Below are 18,884 nucleotides of genomic sequence, written 5' to 3' on the forward strand. Positions count from 1 at the left end.
AGCCACTGGTTGAGGTTCTTGAACCGACCTTGCAAAGGCGTTTCGGCAACGAAGAAGGGTCGCTACCGCATGTTTACGTGTCACATCCGCGAACACCGCGTACGGGCCCATTCCTCTGCCTCTTTGACGACGAAGCGGATCAGTGGTCGCCGGATGACCTTATCAGCAACACGACCATTCCCTGGGTGTCCAATTGGCTGAGCTGCTACGAAAGCTGGCTCGCTTCGGGAAAATGGTTTGGGACCGGCAAACACATCAGAAGTCAGTCAGGCGGGCGATCCAGGTTGGCGGTACTTGTGGAGAGACTTCATGGCACAACCTCAATCCCGCCGCTCACAGGGCACCATCTTTCACCGTCGAGAACAACTCGAATGGCCCGCAGATGATCTTCGCATACTGTCCATTGATGGCGGCGGCATAAGAGGCATTTTGCCTGCGGCGGTGCTGGCAGAATGCGAGCGTCGTTTCTTGAAGGGCAGTACGGCAGCCAGCTACTTCGACATGATTGCCGGCACTTCAACCGGAGGAATAATCGCGCTTGGCATGGCAGCAGGTATGCGCGCCGAGGAAGTTCTGGAAATATATATGCGCCACGGGTCGAAAATATTTCCCCAGCCTTGGACCCCGCCAACTCGACTTGGTCGCGCGATGCGATCCGCTTACCAGTTTGCCCGCGATCTTGCCGTCTATCGATACAACCGTGAACCCTTGGAACGAGCGCTTCGAGACCGCTTTGGCAACAGGACACTGGGCTCGGTCAACGTGTGTTTGAACATCCCCGCCTTCGATGGGTTCAACGAGGTCAATGTCCTCAAAACGCCGCACCACCCGGACTTCCGCCTCGACTGGCAGGAAGAACTGGTCACGGTGGCATTGGCAACGTCAGCCGCGCCGACTTTCTTCGCGACCTACCGGAACGGCACCCGGCACTTTGCGGATGGCGGTGTTTGGGCGAACAACCCCGTCATGGTGGCGCTGGTGGATGCCATGAGCTGTTTCAACATCGACAGACACAAAATCAAAATCCTGAGCCTTGGCTGTGGCGATCAAGACCTTCGTATGACTGATGGTCAGATTAAGCGCGGCGGCATGTTCCACTGGAGAACTATTGTCGAAAGCGCGATGCACCTGCAAAGTCAGAACGCCCTCGGACAGGCAGGACTATTGATCGGGCGAAACCGCATGCTTCGTCTGACATCCGCTCCAACGCTCGAACCCATTGCACTTGATGACTTTACGCGAGCGAGTGCCGAACTTCCGCAGCACGCGAAACGTCTTGTCGAGGAGAACGCTACGCGGTTGGAAAAGCTCTTCGATCTTGAAAGACCTAGAGCGACATTCTTCCATGGGCTCCACAAGTGCTAGGTGTTCAGTCCCGGCATTTGGTGGATCGGGTTCAGGATGAATCTGTCCGGCTCGGTTGTCCATATCTTGCAGATGTATTCGTATGGTGTGAGCCCGCTGAGTGTCTTGAGCCTGCGGGCGAAGTTGTAGGACGCCATGAAGTCCGCAAGGTGTGTCCGTAGCTGGTCATGGCTGTCGTAGTGGTATCGTTTGACGGTCGCCTCCTTGATCGTGCGGTTCATTCGCTCGACCTGGCCGTTGGTCCACGGGTGGTTCGGCTTGGTAAGGCGATGTTCGATCCCATTGGCCTCGCAGATCATGTCGAAGCGCATCGGCCGAGAATAAACGGTGTTCCGGTTCCGGGGCTGCTCGGCGAACTGAATGCCGTTGTCGGTGAGGACGGTGTGGACCTGATATGGCACGGCCGCGAGCATGTGCTGCAGGAACTCCCAAGCCGTCTTCCTGTCTGCTTTCTCGACCAGTTGGGTTACGGCGAACTTGCTCGTACGGTCAATGCCGACGAACAGGAAGAGCTTTCCTTCGGCGGTCTGAACCTCGGCGATGTCGATATGGAAAAAGCCTATGGGGCAGCGTTTGAACTTCGACCTCTTCGGCTTGTCGCCCTCGACGTCAGGCAGGCGCGAGATGCCATGTCGCTGCAGACAGCGGTGCAGTGCTGAGCGTGTCAGGTGCGGGATGGATGGCTGGAGGGCATAGAGGCAGTCGTCAAGCGGCAGCAGCGTGTGGCGCCGAAACGCGACGATGGCCGCCTCCTCAGCCTCAGTGAGGACTGTCGAGCGTGGCTCCCTTGGGCCGGTCTTGAGATCATCGACAGTCTGCCTTTTGCGCCACTTTGCGACCGTCTTGGGATTGATCCCCAGCTCCCGGCTCAGCATCGCGAGAGAAGCCTGCGATCGCTGTATTGCTGCTCTGACAGCGTGCGTGGTCGTGGCGCTTCCGTGACGAACTTGTCCCATATGGCATCCTTCCATTCATGGGAAAGGATCGCACCATCAAACCGTGGGATCAAACACCTAGGCTCAGGACTCATAGCCAGTATATGACCGTGGCGGCGAGAGCGATTGCGGAGAGAAAGACCTTCGGGCACCGGTCGTATCGCGTGGCCACCCGCCGCCAGTCCTTGAGTCTGCCGAACATGATCTCGATCCGGTTTCGGCGTTTGTAGCGGCGCTTGTCATACTTCACCGGTGTCTTCCGCTGCTTCCGGCCTGGGATGCAAGCGCGTATCCCTTTGTCTTCCAACGTTTCGCGGAACCAGTCGGCGTCGTAGCCGCGATCCCCGAGCAGCCAGTCGACATCCGGCAGACTGTCAGCGCCCGCGCACCGATGTAGTCGCTGACCTGCCCTGCCGTTACGAACAGCTTGAGAGGGCGTCCCTGGCTGTCGCAGATGGCATGCAGTTTCGTGTTCATGCCACCCTTGGTCCGTCCGATCAGGCGACCGCGCCCCCCCCTTTTTGACGCCCAGATTGGACGCCGTGCAGTGGGCCTTCAGGTAGGTGGCGTCGATCATCACGTTCTTCTTCTCGCCGTGCTCGGCAGCCAGTCCGACCATCATCTTCGCGAAGATGTCTTAGTCGCTCCAACGCTTCCAACGGTTATAGAGAGCTTTGTGGGGGCCGTATGCCGCAGGCGCGTCACGCCATCGCAACCCATTACGATTGATGAAGATAATCCCGCTCAGGACACGCCGATCATCGACGCGCGGCCTACCATGGGACTTCGGAAAGTAGGGCTCCAGACGCGCCATCTGCGCATCACTCAGCCAGAAGAGATCAGACATGACTACCGCTCTGTTTTCGCGCGGTGAAATATGCCCTTCTGCTGAAATCAATGGGTCCTGAGCCTAGTGCGTCTCAGATTTAAGGGCAACGCGACACCCGCATTGGCGAGGATGAACCAGGACCTGATGACGCTGCGGGAGTATCCCCGGTTCGTCGACCAGTTCTGCCAATGATCCCGCAAAATCACCGCCTGCGATTACGCGAATCGCGCAGTGATAGCGGCGAGCAACCACAAAGACGGGCTTCAGATGCCATTTCCGCCCGCCGTCGCTCCGCCAATGCAACACGCTATCACAGAATGGAGGCCTTCGGCGCGTGGAAAGCCGCCGCGAGAAATTGACCTCCATAGCACTACCAGTCCTTTGGATTTGATGAGTTAACGTGACAACGCCGACATCAGTTCTTATCGCTGGCGCGGTTCTTCCTATTGGCGGAATTGGGGATGTTCGGGCGACGATCTGGCGGCTGGAAAAAGCCGCCGCATCAAAGGACACTGGCCGTGCCGCAGAAGATCATGCTCAAGACCCTGCTTACCGAATACCCCGCTACCAAGGCGCTGAAATCCGGCGAGATCGCTTCCGATATCGTCGAATTTGACTTCGCACCGGTCGCGCGGGCCAACAAGGCGTTCAAGCCCTTCGTCCGAGACCTGGCCTTCGATCTTGGCGAACTGGCGATCGTGACCTTTGTTCAGGCGCGTGAAGCCGGAGTGCCGCTGGTGTTGCTTCCGGCCACGGTCCTCGGACGCTTCCAGCATCACTGCATCGCCTACAACGCCGAACGCGGCGTGGTGCAGCCGGGCGATCTGGCGGGCAGGAGAATCGGCGTCAGGGCCTATACTCAGACCACCGGCATGTGGGTCCGTGGTATCCTGCAAAACCAGTTTGGCGCCGATCTCGACAAGGTCGAGTGGCTAACCTTCGAGGACGCTCATGTGCCGAGCTATGTGAACCCGCCAAACGTGTCGATCGCTTCCGAAGACAAGAAACTGGGTGAAATGCTTCTCGCCGGTGAACTGGACGCCGCGGTGCTGGGTGCCGACATGCCGAAGGATCCGCGCCTAAAGACCGTGATCCCCGACCCGGAGGCTGCGGCGCAGGAATGGTATGCGCAGACCGGGGCGGTTTCGATGAACCACATGATCGTGGTGCGGGAGCGGCTGACCCGGGAACATCCTGAAGCTGTGCGCGAGGTGTTCCGCATGCTCAAGGAGAGCAAGGCGAAGGCGCCGAAGGAGGGTGATATCGACTTCCTTCCCTTCGGTTTCGACGCACTGAAGCCCTCGCTCGAACTGGTGATCAAATATTGTCTCCAGCAGCGGCTGATCGAAAAGGAAGTCGCGGCCGAGGATCTTTTCAACGACGTCACCATCGACCTGACCTGACCGACGCCTGTTGCCGCATCGCGGCATCCCACCGAACAGACTAAAAAGAGCGCCACATCTGCCGGATCGACGCGATCCGGGCCGCGACGCAAGAGGAGAAACCGATGGTCGACAAAGTAAAGCTGGACATCGCGATTGCGGCGTATCCGCATACGCGCAAGCTGATCTCGGGCGAGATCGGCATCGAGGGTGTCGAGGCGAATTTCATCGAGGTCAAGCCGCAGATCGGGGCGTTTCGCCGGATGGTGCGGGATGTGGAATTTGACGTCTGCGAACTGGCACCGACGACCTATATCATCGCACGTGCCTATGGAGCGCCGTTCAAGGCGCTTCCGATCTTCGTGATGCGCACCTTCCACCACGGCACGATGGTCAAGCTGCCCGATGCCGGGATCGAGGAGCCGAAGGACCTAGAGGGCAGGAAGGTCGGCATCCGTGCCTATTCGGTGACCACCTGTGTCTGGAACCGGCAGATTCTGACCGAGGAATACGGCGTCGACATCTCGAAGATTACCTGGGTGGTCGACGACGAGGAGCATGTCCAGGCGCTGTGCCTGCCGCCGAACGTGGTTCACGCGCCCGAAGGGCGGTCGCTCTACGAGATGATGAGGGACGGCGAGATCGTTGCCGGCTCGTCGGGCAATTCCGGGGTCGGGCGCATGGGCTCGCCCACCGGCGGCTGGAAGACGGTCAAGACTGACTGGCCGAAGCTGATCCCAGATGCAGCGGCGCGTGACAAGGCCGCCTACGGTGCGACGGGCGTCTATCCGATGCATGGCACCATCGTGGTCAAGGACGAAGTGCTGGCCGAACATCCCTGGGTCGCGCGGTCGCTTTACGAGGCGTTCCGGAAGGCCAGGGACGATTGGATGACCGACTGGCAGACGGGCATCGGCGATACCAAGGACGACGAGAAATACCGCAAGTTGGCCACGATTGTCGGTGACCCGTTGCCCTATGGCATCGCATCCAACATCAAGACTATCGACGCGTTGAGAACCGCGGCCTTCAAGCAGGGTCTTACCCCGCGCCTCATGAGTGTCGACGAGATCTTCGTCGATCCGGCCGAATAACAGTGTGGGGCGGGTCTGGCGAGAAATCAGATGGAACGCACCCCGGCTGAACGAGGGTGCGCCGCCATTTCTTATCGCTTGCGGGAGCTTTCCGATTTGGTGGGTACCGGATTCCGTCGGACAGTAATGCGATCAGTCCTGAATGCCGATGCCGGCTTCCATCAGGCAAATGCTGGAAGGTCAACGCCCAGCCTGGACGGGATCGATCCAGGTCGGAAAAGAGTGACCGCGCAGGGCTGCAATTGACAAGAGGAGGAGAAACAATGGACTTTTCTGCACGGATGGCCCGGATCGGTCGTCAGATCGTGCGTCGTTCGGCGATGGCCGTTCTGGCGCTGCCGCTCGTGTTAGGCGCGGCAAATTCCGTACATGCGCAGGACGACTATCCCAACCGGCCCGTCACGATCATCCTGCCCTTCGGTACCGGCGGCGTGTCGGATATCATCGCGCGGACGCTGGCGCCGCATCTGGAAGAGTCTCTTGGCCAGCGATTTGTTGTTGAGAACATGCCGGGCGCGGGCGGAATGGTTGCCACGCAGGCCGCGTATGACGGCGACAACGAAGGCTATACCCTGATGAACGCCGGTCATTCGGCGACCATCCGCGCGACCTTGATGCCCAATGCGCCGCTGTCTCAGATCGACGATTTCGACCCGGTCGCCCCGGTCGGCGAATTCGGGCTGGTCATTGTAGCCAAGGCCGGAAGCGACATCGCCAGCGTTCAGGATCTGGTCGCCATGGCGAAGGCCAATCCCGACCGCATTACCGTCGCCACGGTCGCGGTCGGTTCGACACAACATCTTGCGGCGCTTCTCTTCAATGCTGTCGCTGGCATTGATGCCACGGTCGTGCCTTACAAGAGTTCGCCCGAGGCCATGGCGGCGGTCGCGCGCGGCGAAGCCGACGTGGCCTTCGAGATCACCGCGGGCGCCAAGAATGCAATAGACGCCGGACAGGTCGTTCCAATCGCGACGACGCTGAACCGCCGTTCTGTCGCGTTTCCCGACCTTCCGAGCGTGGAGGAAAGCGGCGTGAAGCCCTATTATGTTTCCAGTTGGAATGCCTACATGGCGCCGAAAGGCATTCCAAAGAATGTAGTGAACAAACTGAACACAGAGATCCAGAGGATCATCCAGTTGCCGGACGTCAAGGCGAAATTGCTGGAATTCGGCGTCGAGCCTTATGTCGGGGATGCAAGGACCGTGAGCGATCGAGCCGCCTCGGATGTCGAGCGCTGGCGCAAGGTCATCACCGACGCGGGTCTTCCGATTCAACAATAGGCCCTTTGGGCGGGTATGCAGCGATCAGGCTGCGTGCCCGCTTAGATGGAGTCGAAGGGGTAGAGGAGGTGTCGCTGGTGTCGGGAATTGCGCCATGAATCGTGATTTCGTCGCAGGAAGTGCGCTGTTGGTGGCGGGCAGCGGTTACGCGATTTACGCAGCCACAACCTTGCCGTTGGGCACTTTCCGGCAGATGGGTGCGGGCATGTTCCCGGTTGCGTTGGGTATCCTGCTTGCAGGATTCGGAATCTGCATTGCCGTTCCCGCGCTTTTTCGTGGCGCCTCGATGCCGGAAATCAGGCCCCGCGCGTTTGTTGCAATCATCGCGTCGATTGTGGGGTTCGCCGTTCTCATCCGTTCGGCCGGGCTTCTCGCCGCGGTGCCTGCAACGACAATCTGTGCCTCGCTCGCGGCGCCTGGAAGGCGTGTCAAGACGGTCGTCCTTCTTTGCGCTGTGCTCCTGGTCCTGACCTGGACCATCTTCGTTCTGTTGCTCGACCTTCCCATTCCCGTCATCCGAATGCCGTTCTGATGGAATATCTCACGGATTTGATCTCAAGTCTCGGCATCGGCTTTGCCACAGCCGTACGCCCCTACAACTTTCTGATGATCACGCTGGGAGTGCTTTCGGGCATCTTCGTCGGCGTTCTGCCTGGCATCGGCGCGATCACGGCGATCGCTCTTCTTCTTCCGCTGACTTATCATTTCGGTGCGACGGCTTCGCTGATCCTGCTGGCGGGTATCTGGTACGGCGCCACTTTCGGCGGCAGCATCACCGCCATCCTGCTCAATATCCCCGGCACTACCGCGAATGCGGTCACCTGCATCGACGGACATCCCCTGACCAAGCAGGGCAAAGGCAGCCTCGCTCTGGTAATCGCCGTCGCGAGTTCGTTCCTGGGAGGCAGCGTCGGCATTCTCGTCATTGCGCTGCTCATCGCGCCGATAGCCAGGGTTGCGCTGAACTTCTCCTCGGTGGAGTATTTCGCGCTGATTGTTCTGGGGCTGGTCGCCGCCTCCTCGATCAGCACGGGGTCGATGTTCAAGGGCCTTGCCATGGTCGTAATCGGCATAATGTTCGGCGTGGTCGGCACCGATCTCTATTCGGGTTATCAGCGCTTCACCTTCGGCAGCCTCGACCTGATCGGTGGGGTCACGCTCGTTTCGCTGTCGATGGGCGCGTTCGGCGTGTCCGAAATCATCTCGTCCCTTCAGGAAGGAAACCGCCGCGCACCCCTCAGCGCCGATGCCGTGAAGTTCCGGGCGATGGTGCCTGCTCGCGACGACGTCAAGCGCATCCTCGCTCCGATCTTGCGTGCGAGCGGTGTCGGGTCGTTTCTCGGCGCCCTGCCGGGGACGGGACCGGCGATCTCCGCCTACCTCGCATATGCGCTCGAAATGCGTCTGAGCAAGGAGCCGGAGAGGTTCGGTGCTGGTGCCCTGGAAGGTATTGCCGCCCCGGAATCGGCCAACAACGCCGCGGATATCACAGCGTTCATTCCGACTCTTGTCCTGGGTATCCCAGGCAGCGCGACCATGGCGCTAATGATCGGCGCACTGTTGATCAACGGTGTCGCGCCCGGGCCAGATCTGATGACCAACGAACCCGAACTGTTCTGGGGGCTGGTTGTGAGCTTCTGGATCGGCAGCCTCGTATTGCTGGTTCTGAGCATTCCGCTGGTCGGTGTCTGGGTACGCCTGCTGATGGTGCCAATGCCGGTTCTGATGCCTGCGGTCCTCGTGTTCATCTGCATCGGGGCTTTCAGCGTCCGAGGCAGCGTGACGGATGTTTGGCTTGTCGCTCTGCTCGGCCTTGTTGGCTATGCAGGACGTCTGTTCGTATTTCCCGCGGCGCCCCTGATCCTAGGCTTTGTTCTCGGGCCGATGCTGGAGGACCATTTCCGCCGGGCCATGCTGATCGGCCGAGGCGATTTCGGGGTGCTGGTCGGCACGCCGACCTCGGCTGTGATCCTTTTGTTGACCTTGCTAGTCTTTCTCTGGGGTCTGTTCAGCGGCTATGCCAGCAGGCGGCGAAGCGCCCGCAATACGGCCGCCGACTAGTGTTTTGATCCCAAGGTTTGATGGTGCGATCCTTTCTATGGAATGGAAGGAAGCCTTACGGGTCAAGTTCGTCACGGGAGCGCCACGACCACGTACGCCGTCAGAGCTGTAATACAGCGATCGCAAGCTTCGCTCGCGCAACTGAGCAAGGAGTTGGACATCAATCCCAAGACCGTCGCAGCGTGGCGAAAGCGTACGACGGTGGAGGACTTGAAGACCGTACCGAAAGAGCCTCGCTCAACCGTTCTCACAGAAGCGGAGGAAGCGATGATCGTCGCGTTGCGACGGCACACGCTTCTGCCGTTGGATGATTGCCTCTATGCTCTTCAGCCATCGATTCCGCATCTCACCCGGCCGGCGCCGCATCGGTTTCTTCCACATCGACATTGCCGAGGTTCAGACGGTGCAGGGCAAGCTCCATCTCTTTGTCTGCATTGACCGGACCAGCAGATTTGCGATCATCCAACTCGTGGAAATGGCGGATCGCAAGACCGCTTGGGAGTTTCTCGAACATCTGTTCAAAATGGTCCCGTACCACATCCACACGATCCTGACCGACAATGGCACCCAGTCCGCCGAGCAACCCTGCAACCGCAAGACGCCCTATTCCCGGCAGATGCGGTTCGACATGATCTGCGAGGCGAATGGGATCGAGCACCGACTGACCAAGCCAAACCATAAGTGGACCAATGGCAGGGCGAGCGCATGAACCACACGATCAAGGAGGCAACGGTCAAATGCTTCCACTACGACAGCCACCACCGGTTGCGGACACACCTCGCCGACTTCATGGCAGCCTACAACTTCGCCCGCAGACTCAAGACCCTCGGCGGCCTCACGCCCTAGGAGTACATTTGCAGGATCTGGACTTCGGAGCCAAACCGATTCATCCTAAATCCGATCCACCAAATGCCGGGACTGAATACCTTGGGCGCGAAGGGGTTGGCTGGCAATAGTGACCGCATTGGTCCGAGCTTCTACACTGACCATATAGGGAGACGGATGTCGGCCTTTCTGGCTGGCAGGCCTTCATGACCGGGAGCCGCGCGCTTCCAATGGCCCTGACATATCCTGCGCGGCCTGGCGCAATGGCTACGCGAGCGTGAACAGCGCCAGCAGAAGCAGAGTCGGCGAGAACAGGACACTGCGCTCGAGGTCGAAACGGTCAGTGGCGTAGCCGATGGCCAGTGCGGCCAGGGCCGGGCTGCCGCGCACGATCAGGCCATGTGCACTGAGCGCGCGCCCTTTCAGCGCGTCGGGGGTCGTAAGCTGGATGAATGCCCGCGTCGAAACCAGGCCACGGGTGATCGTGCCCCCCAAAACCGCTGCGGAAGCCATGGCGAGAAGCCCACCCTGCGCCTGGGTCAGCACGACCGCCGCCAATCCGCCTAGTCCCCACCAGAAAAGCACACCGTAGAGCAGCCGCGAGGCATCGTGGCGCCCGACGGTCAGTCCTGAGCCGATCGCACCGGCGTCCGCCGATCCGGTCAGCACGGCAAGGCGACGTCTTCGCCAAAGCTCTTTGCCGCGATTGCAGGGATCAGCTCGACCGCCGCGCACACCAGGGCTCCGCCGCAAAACATTGACAGGAGAATGAGCCGCACCGCCGGGGTGCACCAGACATGCCCGATACCTTCCGTCACCTCGGCATGAAAGACCTGCCGCGCGGCGGGCGCGGGCGGCGGGGAGACCTTGAGTCGCAGCAGGAGTGTGACGAACAGAATGGTGACGGCGCCATTCAGTACGAAGATCCAGATGATCGGCCAGTGAAGGATGATCACCCCGGCCAGAACTGGCCCTACCAGCCGAGCGAGATTGGCATTGACCGAGTTCAGGCCAACGGCCTTGCTCAGATCGTCGCGCGGCACCAGCTGTTGCTCCATCGAAAACGAGACGGCTGAACCGCGGCGGTCAGCGTGCCCTGAACGGCAATCAGCACAATGAGCGCGGTCAGTCCCAGGCGATCGCTGGCCAGAAGCGTCGCCATTAGAATCGTGTTCAGGGCGGTCAGTGCCTGGGACGCCTGCAACAACCTGAGCCTGTTCCAGCGGTTCGCGGCGACACCAGCGAAAGGAAACACCGCCAGCACCGGCAAGAGGTCGGCCGCAGCGAGCACCCCGACCCAGAACGCCGTATGGGGCCAGTCCCAGACCAGCCAGCAGGACCCGAAGCGGTGCAGGAAGATAAAGATGCCGATTCTTCATGGCCGAGTCCTGCCGCATGGACAGTCGAGCGCCGGAGGCCGGCCAGCCCCTGCGCGTGGTGTTGGCCGGCGGGACTGTGCATCGGTCGCGATCTTGTCTCCCGCGATGGAGCACCGGACATGGCGAACTATCGTTCGCGCAACACTCATGCAGGCCTCCTTCCGATCTGATGCGCCGCCCCGCGAACGCCAGGGTTGGCAATGCCGGAGGAGAATGAAAATTTATAGGCTGACCTTCAGTTTCTTGGGAAATTAACGAAATTTCTTGCGACTTTCGATAATCGTGTGCGGAAATTCTATGGTCTGGGCCCCTTTCTTTGAAACCGCAGGGTCTGCGACAACCTGAAGAATGCGTTTGCTACACCGCCGGAATGCACAGACCGGCAGCCGGTAGACGCGCAGACAGCGTTCCTGAATGTCTGCGCGAAACCGCACCGAGGCAGAATACAAAAAAGAACTGGCAGCGCCCCGGACCGGGATGGTGTCGAGAGCACATGGAAAGACCGGATTCCGCTTGGGCCGGGCTGTTTCCCCCCTACGTTTACATGAGCGATCTGGCCTTCTCCAGCGCTGCGTAATTCCGCGATGGCGTTGTAAAGAGAATATCGTAACCCTCGGCGATGACATCGGCGACATTTCCGGAGGTGACATGGGGATGCGCAACGCGTACCCCGGCCTTCTTCGCGGCGGAGAGGATCGTTTTCTTGGCCTCGGCCACCGCCGGTACGTCATATTGGCGAGGATATCCCAGTTGCTGGCTGAGGTCGCCCTCGCCGATCATGATCGCGCCTACACCGGGCACGGACAGGATTTCTGTCAGGTTGTGCATCGCCTCGGTGCTTTCGATCATCAGGATCACCATGATCTCGCCCTCGGGCGCGAGCGGCCAGACATCCGCGCGGGCATAGTATTCGGGCACTGTCAGCCCCCAATAGCGCGAGGCCACGTTCGGCGCATCGCCGCGCAGTCCCTTTGGTTCGAAATTGGGTGCGTCCTCCGGGCGGCCGTATCGGCAGGCGGCAACCGCGTTCCGCGCCTGTTCGGCTGTCGCGATATGCGGGAACACCACTCCGTAGACGCCCTGATCCAGTACCTGCTTTGCCATCCATGTGTTCATCTCGGCACCGTTTGCCGGAACCCGTACAAAAGGTGTCACCGGTGGCCGCAGGCTGCCGCCCTCGATGATCCGGCGGCGGTTCATCAGGAACTGGAGGGCGTCGCGCAACTCTGACGGCGAATAGGGGGTATGTTCCATTTCGAAAAGGACGCCATCAAGCTGGGACAGTCCCAATTGGATAGCTTCCTCGCGCTCGGCGCGGGCGAAGGCCATGGTCGGCCTGCGACCCTCTTCGAGCGCCGCGATGATGCCGTTCAAGCGGCCGATCTTTTCCATCTGTTTCTCCCTACCGCAGGTTCGCTCTTCCTAGCCGGCGGGGGCGCCGACAAACAATAGGAGTTCCATACAATGCCATAGGATTGCTGCATCCGGGATAAGCCGGAATGCGCGTTTCGTATATGCAATGGGCAAAATCCGATTGGTCTGCGCCCTGCGGCAGCGGCTACCGATATCAATGACGGATGACCACGTCCAATTCTGGCGTCACGAAGAAATAAGGATTCCCCCGACATGATCATCGATTGCCACGGCCATTTCACGACGGCGCCGAAAGAGCTCCGGGAGTATCGCACCGGCCAGATTGCCGCTTTCGAGGCTGGCCAGACCAGTAACTTCGCCGAGTTGCGCGAGTTCAGCGACGACGAGTTGTTCGGCGAGCTGAAAAACCAACAGATGAAGTTGCAGGCGGAACGCGGGATCGACCTTGCGCTGTTCTCGCCGATCGCGGGCTTGATGGGGCATCATTTCGGAAACGAGGCGATGAGCCGGCATTGGACGCGAACCTGCAACGACCTGATCCACCGGGTGTGCACCGCGTTCCCGAACAACTTCGTACCCGTCGCGCAGCTACCGCAGAGTCCCGGCGTGAACCCGGCGAACTGCATTGAAGAGCTTGAGTTTCGGGTGAAGGAACAGGGCTTTGTCGCGTGCAACCTGAATCCCGACCCGTCCGACGGCTACTGGACCGATCCGCCGATCACCGACCGCTGGTGGTATCCACTTTATGAAAAGCTCGTCGAGCTGGACGTTCCGGCGATGATCCATGTCTCGGGATCGTGCAACCCCAACTTCCATGGCACCGGGGCACATTACATCAATGGCGATACCACGGTTTTCATGCAACTTCTGCTTTCGGATCTTTTCAGGGATTTTCCGACGCTGCGTTTCGTCATTCCGCATGGCGGTGGCGCGGTGCCCTATCACTGGGGGCGCTACCGGGGGCTCGCGCAGGACAACGGGCGTCCGCCGCTAGCCGAGGCGCTGATGGACAACGTTTTCTTCGACACCTGCGTCTATCACCAGCCCGGCATCAACCTTCTGACCGAGGTCATTCCGGTCAAGAATGTGCTCTTCGGGTCGGAAATGGTCGGAGCGGTGAAATCGGTAGATCCCGAGACCGGGCACTATTTCGACGACACCAAGCGCTATATCGATGCGCTCGACATCTCGGATGCCGACCGTCACGCGCTGTTCGAGGGCAATGCGCGTCGTGTCTATCCGCGGCTCGATGCGCGCCTGAATGCCATGGGGAAATGACGTGAATGCAGAGGGTACTGCCGCGCAGATCATCGTCGACCAACTGGTGATTCAATGCGTCGACAGGGTTTTCTGCGTGCCTGGTGACAGCTTTCTGGCGGTGCTCAACGCGCTGTACGATGCCCCGATCGAGATCGTTACCTGCCGTCACGGGGGCGGAGCGGCGATGATGGCGGAAGCCTATGGCAAACTGACCGGGCGCCGGGCGTCCTGTTCTGCTCCCGCGGGCCGGGAGCGTGCAATGCTTCGTCCGGTCTACACGTGGCCTGGCAGGATTCGACGCCCATGATCATGTCCATTGGCCAGAACCCGCGCGGTGTTCTGAACCGTGAAGGGTTTCAGGAGGTCGACTATCGCCACATGTTCGGCACCCAGGCAAAGGCGGTCCTACAACTCGACGACGTGGCGCGCGGTACGGAATTTGTCATCCGTGCATTTCAGCTTGCGCTTTCGGGTCGTCCCGGCCCCGTGGTTGTCCCGCTGCCCGAGGATATGCTGACCGACCGCGCCAGTGCCCCCGACGGGCGCCGTACCGTCGCACCGTCGAACGGTCCGATGCCAGAGGCTGTGGTCCCGGTGCGCATGGCGCTTTCTTCAGCCACGCGGCCGGTCGTCATGCTGGGGGCGCGGGCTGGACCACGGCGACCGTCGCGGCCTTCCGCGCATTCGCTGAAGCTTCCGACGTGCCGGTCTGTGCCAGTTTTCGCCGGCAGGATCTGCTGGACAATACCAGCCCCAGTTATGTCGGCGAGATCGGGCTTGGTGCGAACCCCAGATTGGTCGAATCCGTCAAGGCTACCGACCTTGTCCTGGTGATCGGCGCGCGGCTGGGCGAGATCGGTACCGCCGGATACACGATTATGGACGCGCATTGTCCGAAGCAACGGCTGATCCATGTCTGTCCCGGCGCCGACGAGATTGGCCATGTGTCTACCAGCCCGACATCGGTGTGGTCATCACACCGGCCGATTTCGTCGAGGCGCTGGTGGCTGACGGTCCGGTCCGTGGACAGTGGAACGAAGTGCGCAAGGCCGCGCGCGCCGCTTTTGAAGTCTGGACCGCGCCACGCCAGGGCCCCGGCCCGATCCAGATGTTTGAGATCATGGGCTGGCTCGACGCGAACCTGCCCGTACACCAACGTTGCCGGCAATTTCTCCGTCTGACTGCACCGCTTCCACCGTTACAGGCGGTGCGGAACCCAGGTCGCGCCGGCCTACGAGTCGATGGGGTATGGTATTCCGGCATCGCTGGCGGCGAAATTCGCACGGCCAGAGTCGACGGTGATCTGTGTCGCTGGCGACGGTGATTTCCAGATGACCGGTACGGAGCTGGCGACGGCCGTTGCGCACGGGCCAAATATCCGGGTACTGATCCTGAACAACGGCATGCTCGGCACGACCCGAATGCATAAGGAGCGCAACTATCCGGGTCGTGTCTCGGGCACCCCTCTGGCTGAGGGCAACCCCGACTTCACCGCCTTCGCCCGCGCGGATGCCCATGAGGGGCCGGCGGTGCTGGAGATCATGATAGACCCCGAGATGCTGACCCCGGCAATGACGCTCAGCCAGATCCGGGCGGCCGCGGTGGAGGCAGCGCAATGACCCTTCCCGAAAAGTCCTATCCCACGGTCGGGTCGGTATCGCTTTTCGCGAATATCACCGAGTTTCCTCCGACCCTCGCGCTAATGGAGGGCAGGGCCCACTCAGATCTGGTCAGCTTCGACTTCGCCGGCCTGAAGAATGCGCATACCGGCTTCAAGGACATGCTGCGGCGAAACAGGTTCGACATCTCGGAAATGGCTATCGCGACCCTCTTGCAGGCGCGCGAATTCGAGAAAACCTTCTCGATCCTTCCGTTCGCCGTGCTGGGGCGGTTTTAGCACCAGTGCATCGGCTACAACACTGATGTGTATCCGCATCTGGAACCCGCCGACCTGGCGGGCAAGACGGTAGGCGTGCGCTCCTACACCCAGACGACTGGCCTCTGGGTGCGCGCCATCCTGCAAAGCGACTACGGGGTCGACCCCGCCAGCGTCTCGTGGCTTTGCTTCGACAGGCCGCATCTCCAGGAAGACACCAATCCGGACTTCGTGACTTGGGGTGAGGAGGGCAAGGATCCGGTAGGCATGTTGCTGGATGGTGAGCTGGATGCCACCATGCTGGATATTACCATGCCGAAGGACCCGCGTGTCAAGACGTTGATCCCGAACCCTCAGCACGCGGCTCTGCAATGGTACGCACGCGAGGGGCTTGTGCCGTCAAACCACTACGTGATCGTCCCTGACGCACTCTGCGAGCAGCGCCCGGACGTGGTGCGCGAGGTGTGGCGGATGCTGGTGGAAAGTCGGCGTGAGGTCAGGCCAGAGGGCGGGGTCGACGAATGGCCGGTGGATGACCTTTTCCACCCGCTAGTGCGGGAAATCGCGACCTGAGAGTGAAAGCGCGCGCTCCGGCGCCTCCGCAGGATTTCAATGGCCGACGTATGAATTGTGATTGGCAGAAATTGCTGGTCTGTCGCCATTTGTTTGGGAGGGTCAGCGCATCGACAGGCACCCCGCTACCGGTGGGGCCACGCGAGGTTGAATGAGCGCTGAAAGGAGGGTCCGTGCCGGACAAAGAGACGCTGGACATCTCGATTGCGACCTATCCGCAAACGCGCAAGCGGATCTCAGGGGAGGCCGGGATCGAGGGTGTCGAGTCGAATTCCATCGCTGCAAAGACGGACTGGCCGAGGCTGATTTCCGATGCCGCCACGCGGACCAGGACCGCCCTCGATGCGACTGGCCTGTATCCGATTGATGGCACGATCACGCTCAGGAACGACCTGCCGTCCTATGGTGCCGCACCCAACATCAAGACCTCCGACGTCCTGAGTACAACTGTCTTCAAGCAGGATTTCAGCCCCCACCTCATGAATATCGACGAGATCTTCGTCGATCCCGAAAACGTGTGAACCTGATCCAAAAGTAAGCAGAAAGACGCGCCAATGGCCCCATCCGTCATCGACATCCATCCGCACATCATTTCAAGTAACCTGGAGAAATATCCTCCGTCGCCGCTGTTCGGCAAGCAATCGGACTGGTCGAAAGAGCGTCCGGTTGAGGTGCCAGACCTGCTGCTGGCGATGGATAAGGCGGGGGTAGACAAAGCCGCCATCGTGCACAGTTCGACCTGCTACGGCTACGACAATTCCTATGTCTGCGACGCGGTGCAGGACTATCCGGGCAAGCTAACTGCAGTCGGATCGGTCGATCTGCTGGCAGCGGACGCCAAGGAACAGATCCGCGCCTGGATGAAGCGCGGCCTGACAGGGCTGAGACTGTTCACCGGCGGATCGACGAAGGCGTTCGACACCACCGCCCTGGATCATCCCGACAGCTTTCCCGCCTGGGACATGGCCGGAGAGGAGGGGCTGTCGATCTGCATCCAGACCGGTCCGGCGGCCCTACCACAGGTCGCGGGACTGGCCAAGCGGTTTCCCAAGGTGAACATCATCCTCGACCATCTCGCCCGTCCGGTGATCGACGACGGCGCGCCCTACAACAAGGCGGTCTCGCTCTGGGCGATGTCGGCCTTCGAGAACATATTCCTGAAGATCACGCCGCGGACGACGGATTTGGCCGTCCTAGGCAACGCCGATCCGACCTCGCTTTTCACCAAGATCGTGGATACCTTCGGCGCGGAGCGGTTGGCTTGGGGATCCAATTTCCCCTCGTCGGAAGGCGAGATGAAGGATAATCTGGATACCGCAAGACAGCAACTCGCCTTTCTTCCGGAGGATGTCAGGCACCAGATCTTTGTCGGTACCGCGCAGCATCTCTACCCGTCGCTCGCCGGCTAGGAAGAGGGAGGAAACGCAGTGCGTGGCGGTTCTGATTCGGCGCGCTCTGGACGGGACCGCCCGAACTGCAAGACATGTAACTAAGAGAGAAACGACCATTCTCTAGGAGGAACTTAGATGAACGACACAATTTCTCGCAGGTTTATCCTTCAGGCGTCGGCGGCAATGGCGCTGACCGGTGGCCTGAGCGTACCACAAATGGCAGGGGCCGCGGATTTTTCCGGGAAGGAAATCACCTTCTGGACATCGCACAGGGGGGCGGATTCCGTGCTCTCGCTGCAGACATTCTCGAACTACATCTCGAAATACATGCCGGGAAATCCGAAGATCACGGTGGTCTCGAAGTTCGGCGGCGGCGGATTGGTGAATGCCAACTACTTCGCGGCAATCAGCAAGCCGAACGGGCTGGACGCGACGATGTTCAACTTCGTCGTCACGATGGCCTGGGGCATGAAACGCGAAGGCGTGAACTATGCCCTTGACAAGTACAAGGTGATCGGTGCCGAGCCGCAGGTCTTCATGTTCGTTGCCGGTCCTTCCGCGACGGTCGGCGAGAACCTGCTCGACATCGCCAATTCCGGCCAGCACACTTTGGGCACGCGAACGCGGAACGGCAACACGATGGCCGCCGAGGTTCTGTTCCAAGAAGCAGGCAACCCGCTGAAGGTAGTAACCGGTTTCGGATCGACCGAGGAAGTCATCCAAGCCCTGGCCAGCGGTGAGTTGCAACTGTCCTACATCTATGGCCCGGCCTGGGTCCGCAACGAGGAGAACTATCGTAACCTAGGGTTGCAACCGCTCGCCCAAATGGGTGTCATCGACGGCAGCGGCGAAATTGCTCGATACGGCTTGCTGCCCGAAATCCCGACGGTGGCCGAGCTTCTGTTGCAGGTCAATCCGGACGCCAAGAGCAGCCAGGCCTATCGCTCGCTGAAGGTCGCAACAGGCTTGAGCAATATCGGCAAGGGCTATTTCATTGGAGCCGACACCCCCGACGACATCGTCGAGGCTTGGCGCGCGGCAATGGAAAAGGCCGCGGCCGATCCCGAGTTCATCGCCGAGCACAGTAAACTTCTAGGTTACGAACTCGAGCTGGTGCCCGGGCCGCAGGCGGCGGAAATTCTGAGTGATGGACTCGCAACGCTTGCGGACCCGTTCTTCCAGGAGGGCCAGCCGGGTTACGAGATGATCTGGGGCGGCTGACGGCGGCCATCGGGGTCATCAATGCCGGCGTCATCTGCG

At 60.4% G+C, this 18,884-nt stretch carries 21 protein-coding genes and 3 pseudogenes; 17 read left to right on the plus strand and 7 right to left on the minus strand.

From position 1 onward, the window contains the following. The first annotated feature begins 309 nt into the window (after window positions 1-309). A complete protein-coding gene (locus NUW50_RS09405; RefSeq protein WP_258288843.1) occupies window positions 310-1,365 on the plus strand; it encodes a CBASS cGAMP-activated phospholipase in 1,056 nt (351 codons plus the stop codon). Here NUW50_RS09405 and NUW50_RS09410 read toward each other — a convergent pair. From NUW50_RS09410 to NUW50_RS09420, 3 genes are all read right to left on the minus strand, one after another. After that, window positions 1,362-2,321 carry an IS481 family transposase gene (locus NUW50_RS09410; RefSeq protein ID WP_258288844.1) on the minus strand — a complete coding sequence of 320 codons (960 nt, stop codon included), beginning with the start codon at window positions 2,319-2,321 and terminating at the stop codon, window positions 1,362-1,364. The two genes, NUW50_RS09405 and NUW50_RS09410, sit on opposite strands and share 4 nt — an antisense overlap. 70 nt (window positions 2,322-2,391) lie before the next feature. After that, the gene (locus NUW50_RS09415) at window positions 2,392-2,922 is read right to left on the minus strand and encodes an IS5 family transposase (RefSeq protein WP_258288845.1); all 531 of its coding nucleotides are present in this window, start codon (window positions 2,920-2,922) and stop codon (window positions 2,392-2,394) included. 15 nt (window positions 2,923-2,937) lie between these two features. Further along, window positions 2,938-3,147 (minus strand): transposase, encoded by a 210-nt coding sequence (locus NUW50_RS09420; protein ID WP_258288846.1) that lies wholly within the window; start codon window positions 3,145-3,147, stop codon window positions 2,938-2,940. A 500-nt stretch (window positions 3,148-3,647) separates the two neighbouring features. On the opposite strand from NUW50_RS09420, the gene NUW50_RS09425 reads away from it, so the two are divergent. The 6 genes and pseudogenes from NUW50_RS09425 to NUW50_RS09450 form a co-directional block, all read left to right on the plus strand. Further along, the gene (locus NUW50_RS09425) at window positions 3,648-4,532 is read left to right on the plus strand and encodes a hypothetical protein (protein ID WP_258288847.1); all 885 of its coding nucleotides are present in this window, start codon (window positions 3,648-3,650) and stop codon (window positions 4,530-4,532) included. A 104-nt stretch (window positions 4,533-4,636) separates the two neighbouring features. Continuing rightward, window positions 4,637-5,605 carry an ABC transporter substrate-binding protein gene (locus tag NUW50_RS09430; RefSeq protein ID WP_258288848.1) on the plus strand — a complete coding sequence of 323 codons (969 nt, stop codon included), beginning with the start codon at window positions 4,637-4,639 and terminating at the stop codon, window positions 5,603-5,605. Between the two features lie 263 nt (window positions 5,606-5,868). Then, a complete protein-coding gene (locus NUW50_RS09435; protein WP_258288849.1) occupies window positions 5,869-6,885 on the plus strand; it encodes a Bug family tripartite tricarboxylate transporter substrate binding protein in 1,017 nt (338 codons plus the stop codon). A gap of 94 nt (window positions 6,886-6,979) precedes the next feature. Continuing rightward, window positions 6,980-7,417: a tripartite tricarboxylate transporter TctB family protein gene (locus NUW50_RS09440; protein WP_258288850.1), complete on the plus strand. Its 438-nt coding sequence runs from the start codon at window positions 6,980-6,982 to the stop codon at window positions 7,415-7,417. Continuing rightward, window positions 7,417-8,946 carry a tripartite tricarboxylate transporter permease gene (locus tag NUW50_RS09445; RefSeq protein WP_258288851.1) on the plus strand — a complete coding sequence of 510 codons (1,530 nt, stop codon included), beginning with the start codon at window positions 7,417-7,419 and terminating at the stop codon, window positions 8,944-8,946. Before NUW50_RS09440 ends, NUW50_RS09445 begins: the two co-directional genes overlap by 1 nt. A 42-nt stretch (window positions 8,947-8,988) precedes the next feature. Beyond that, a pseudogene (locus NUW50_RS09450) lies at window positions 8,989-9,873 on the plus strand (DDE-type integrase/transposase/recombinase); the annotation flags it as partial. A 165-nt stretch (window positions 9,874-10,038) separates the two neighbouring features. Here the strand turns inward: NUW50_RS09450 and NUW50_RS09455 are convergent. The 4 genes from NUW50_RS09455 to NUW50_RS09470 form a co-directional block, all read right to left on the minus strand. Beyond that, window positions 10,039-10,440, minus strand: coding sequence for a hypothetical protein (locus tag NUW50_RS09455; RefSeq protein ID WP_258288852.1), 402 nt, complete (start codon window positions 10,438-10,440; stop codon window positions 10,039-10,041). Further along, the gene (locus tag NUW50_RS09460; protein ID WP_258288853.1) at window positions 10,434-10,814 is read right to left on the minus strand and encodes an MFS transporter; all 381 of its coding nucleotides are present in this window, start codon (window positions 10,812-10,814) and stop codon (window positions 10,434-10,436) included. The genes NUW50_RS09455 and NUW50_RS09460 overlap by 7 nt, the downstream gene beginning before the upstream one ends. Then, on the minus strand, window positions 10,796-11,041 hold the full coding sequence (locus tag NUW50_RS09465; protein WP_258288854.1) for a hypothetical protein: 246 nt from the start codon (window positions 11,039-11,041) through the stop codon (window positions 10,796-10,798). Before NUW50_RS09465 ends, NUW50_RS09460 begins: the two co-directional genes overlap by 19 nt. A 649-nt stretch (window positions 11,042-11,690) precedes the next feature. Further along, entirely contained in the window at window positions 11,691-12,542 is an 852-nt protein-coding gene (locus NUW50_RS09470; RefSeq protein WP_258288855.1) for an HpcH/HpaI aldolase family protein, read from the minus strand. A 234-nt stretch (window positions 12,543-12,776) separates the two neighbouring features. Here NUW50_RS09470 and NUW50_RS09475 point away from each other — a divergent pair, with 234 nt between their 5' ends. The 10 genes and pseudogenes from NUW50_RS09475 (at window position 12,777) to NUW50_RS09505 (ending at window position 18,845) form a co-directional block, all read left to right on the plus strand. Then, on the plus strand, window positions 12,777-13,802 hold the full coding sequence (locus NUW50_RS09475; protein ID WP_258288856.1) for an amidohydrolase family protein: 1,026 nt from the start codon (window positions 12,777-12,779) through the stop codon (window positions 13,800-13,802). Beyond that, window positions 13,786-14,102: pseudogene (locus NUW50_RS21420) on the plus strand (thiamine pyrophosphate-binding protein); the annotation flags it as partial. The gene NUW50_RS09475 and the pseudogene NUW50_RS21420, both read left to right, overlap by 17 nt. A 134-nt stretch (window positions 14,103-14,236) precedes the next feature. After that, window positions 14,237-14,677, plus strand: a pseudogene (locus tag NUW50_RS21425) (hypothetical protein); the annotation flags it as partial. 74 nt (window positions 14,678-14,751) lie between these two features. Next, a complete protein-coding gene (locus NUW50_RS21430) occupies window positions 14,752-15,108 on the plus strand; it encodes a hypothetical protein (protein WP_338001356.1) in 357 nt (118 codons plus the stop codon). Beyond that, window positions 15,026-15,403 (plus strand): thiamine pyrophosphate-dependent enzyme, encoded by a 378-nt coding sequence (locus NUW50_RS21435; RefSeq protein WP_338001351.1) that lies wholly within the window; start codon window positions 15,026-15,028, stop codon window positions 15,401-15,403. Before NUW50_RS21430 ends, NUW50_RS21435 begins: the two co-directional genes overlap by 83 nt. Beyond that, window positions 15,400-15,681, plus strand: coding sequence for a hypothetical protein (locus NUW50_RS09485; protein ID WP_258288857.1), 282 nt, complete (start codon window positions 15,400-15,402; stop codon window positions 15,679-15,681). Before NUW50_RS21435 ends, NUW50_RS09485 begins: the two co-directional genes overlap by 4 nt. A gap of 75 nt (window positions 15,682-15,756) precedes the next feature. Then, window positions 15,757-16,233, plus strand: coding sequence for a hypothetical protein (locus NUW50_RS09490; RefSeq protein WP_258288858.1), 477 nt, complete (start codon window positions 15,757-15,759; stop codon window positions 16,231-16,233). Window positions 16,234-16,406: 173 nt separating this feature from the next. Beyond that, entirely contained in the window at window positions 16,407-16,754 is a 348-nt protein-coding gene (locus tag NUW50_RS09495; RefSeq protein WP_258288859.1) for a hypothetical protein, read from the plus strand. A 33-nt stretch (window positions 16,755-16,787) separates the two neighbouring features. Continuing rightward, window positions 16,788-17,642, plus strand: a complete 855-nt coding sequence (locus NUW50_RS09500) for an amidohydrolase family protein (protein WP_258288860.1) — start codon at window positions 16,788-16,790, stop codon at window positions 17,640-17,642. A 117-nt stretch (window positions 17,643-17,759) separates the two neighbouring features. Next, window positions 17,760-18,845 carry a hypothetical protein gene (locus tag NUW50_RS09505; protein WP_258288861.1) on the plus strand — a complete coding sequence of 362 codons (1,086 nt, stop codon included), beginning with the start codon at window positions 17,760-17,762 and terminating at the stop codon, window positions 18,843-18,845. Window positions 18,846-18,884: the final 39 nt, after the last annotated feature.

This window comes from Frigidibacter sp. ROC022, assembly GCF_024723735.1.
Taxonomy (GTDB): domain Bacteria; phylum Pseudomonadota; class Alphaproteobacteria; order Rhodobacterales; family Rhodobacteraceae; genus SLM-1.

Coding starts and splice junctions, on each gene's coding strand:
- NUW50_RS09405 (WP_258288843.1), top strand. CDS start 310: ATGGCACAACCTCAATCCCGCCGCTCACAGGGCACCATCTTTCACCGT.
- NUW50_RS09410 (WP_258288844.1), bottom strand. CDS start 2,321: ATGGGACAAGTTCGTCACGGAAGCGCCACGACCACGCACGCTGTCAGA.
- NUW50_RS09415 (WP_258288845.1), bottom strand. CDS start 2,922: ATGATGGTCGGACTGGCTGCCGAGCACGGCGAGAAGAAGAACGTGATG.
- NUW50_RS09420 (WP_258288846.1), bottom strand. CDS start 3,147: ATGTCTGATCTCTTCTGGCTGAGTGATGCGCAGATGGCGCGTCTGGAG.
- NUW50_RS09430 (WP_258288848.1), top strand. CDS start 4,637: ATGGTCGACAAAGTAAAGCTGGACATCGCGATTGCGGCGTATCCGCAT.
- NUW50_RS09435 (WP_258288849.1), top strand. CDS start 5,869: ATGGACTTTTCTGCACGGATGGCCCGGATCGGTCGTCAGATCGTGCGT.
- NUW50_RS09440 (WP_258288850.1), top strand. CDS start 6,980: ATGAATCGTGATTTCGTCGCAGGAAGTGCGCTGTTGGTGGCGGGCAGC.
- NUW50_RS09445 (WP_258288851.1), top strand. CDS start 7,417: ATGGAATATCTCACGGATTTGATCTCAAGTCTCGGCATCGGCTTTGCC.
- NUW50_RS09470 (WP_258288855.1), bottom strand. CDS start 12,542: ATGGAAAAGATCGGCCGCTTGAACGGCATCATCGCGGCGCTCGAAGAG.
- NUW50_RS09475 (WP_258288856.1), top strand. CDS start 12,777: ATGATCATCGATTGCCACGGCCATTTCACGACGGCGCCGAAAGAGCTC.
- NUW50_RS21435 (WP_338001351.1), top strand. CDS start 15,026: ATGGGGTATGGTATTCCGGCATCGCTGGCGGCGAAATTCGCACGGCCA.
- NUW50_RS09485 (WP_258288857.1), top strand. CDS start 15,400: ATGACCCTTCCCGAAAAGTCCTATCCCACGGTCGGGTCGGTATCGCTT.
- NUW50_RS09500 (WP_258288860.1), top strand. CDS start 16,788: ATGGCCCCATCCGTCATCGACATCCATCCGCACATCATTTCAAGTAAC.
- NUW50_RS09505 (WP_258288861.1), top strand. CDS start 17,760: ATGAACGACACAATTTCTCGCAGGTTTATCCTTCAGGCGTCGGCGGCA.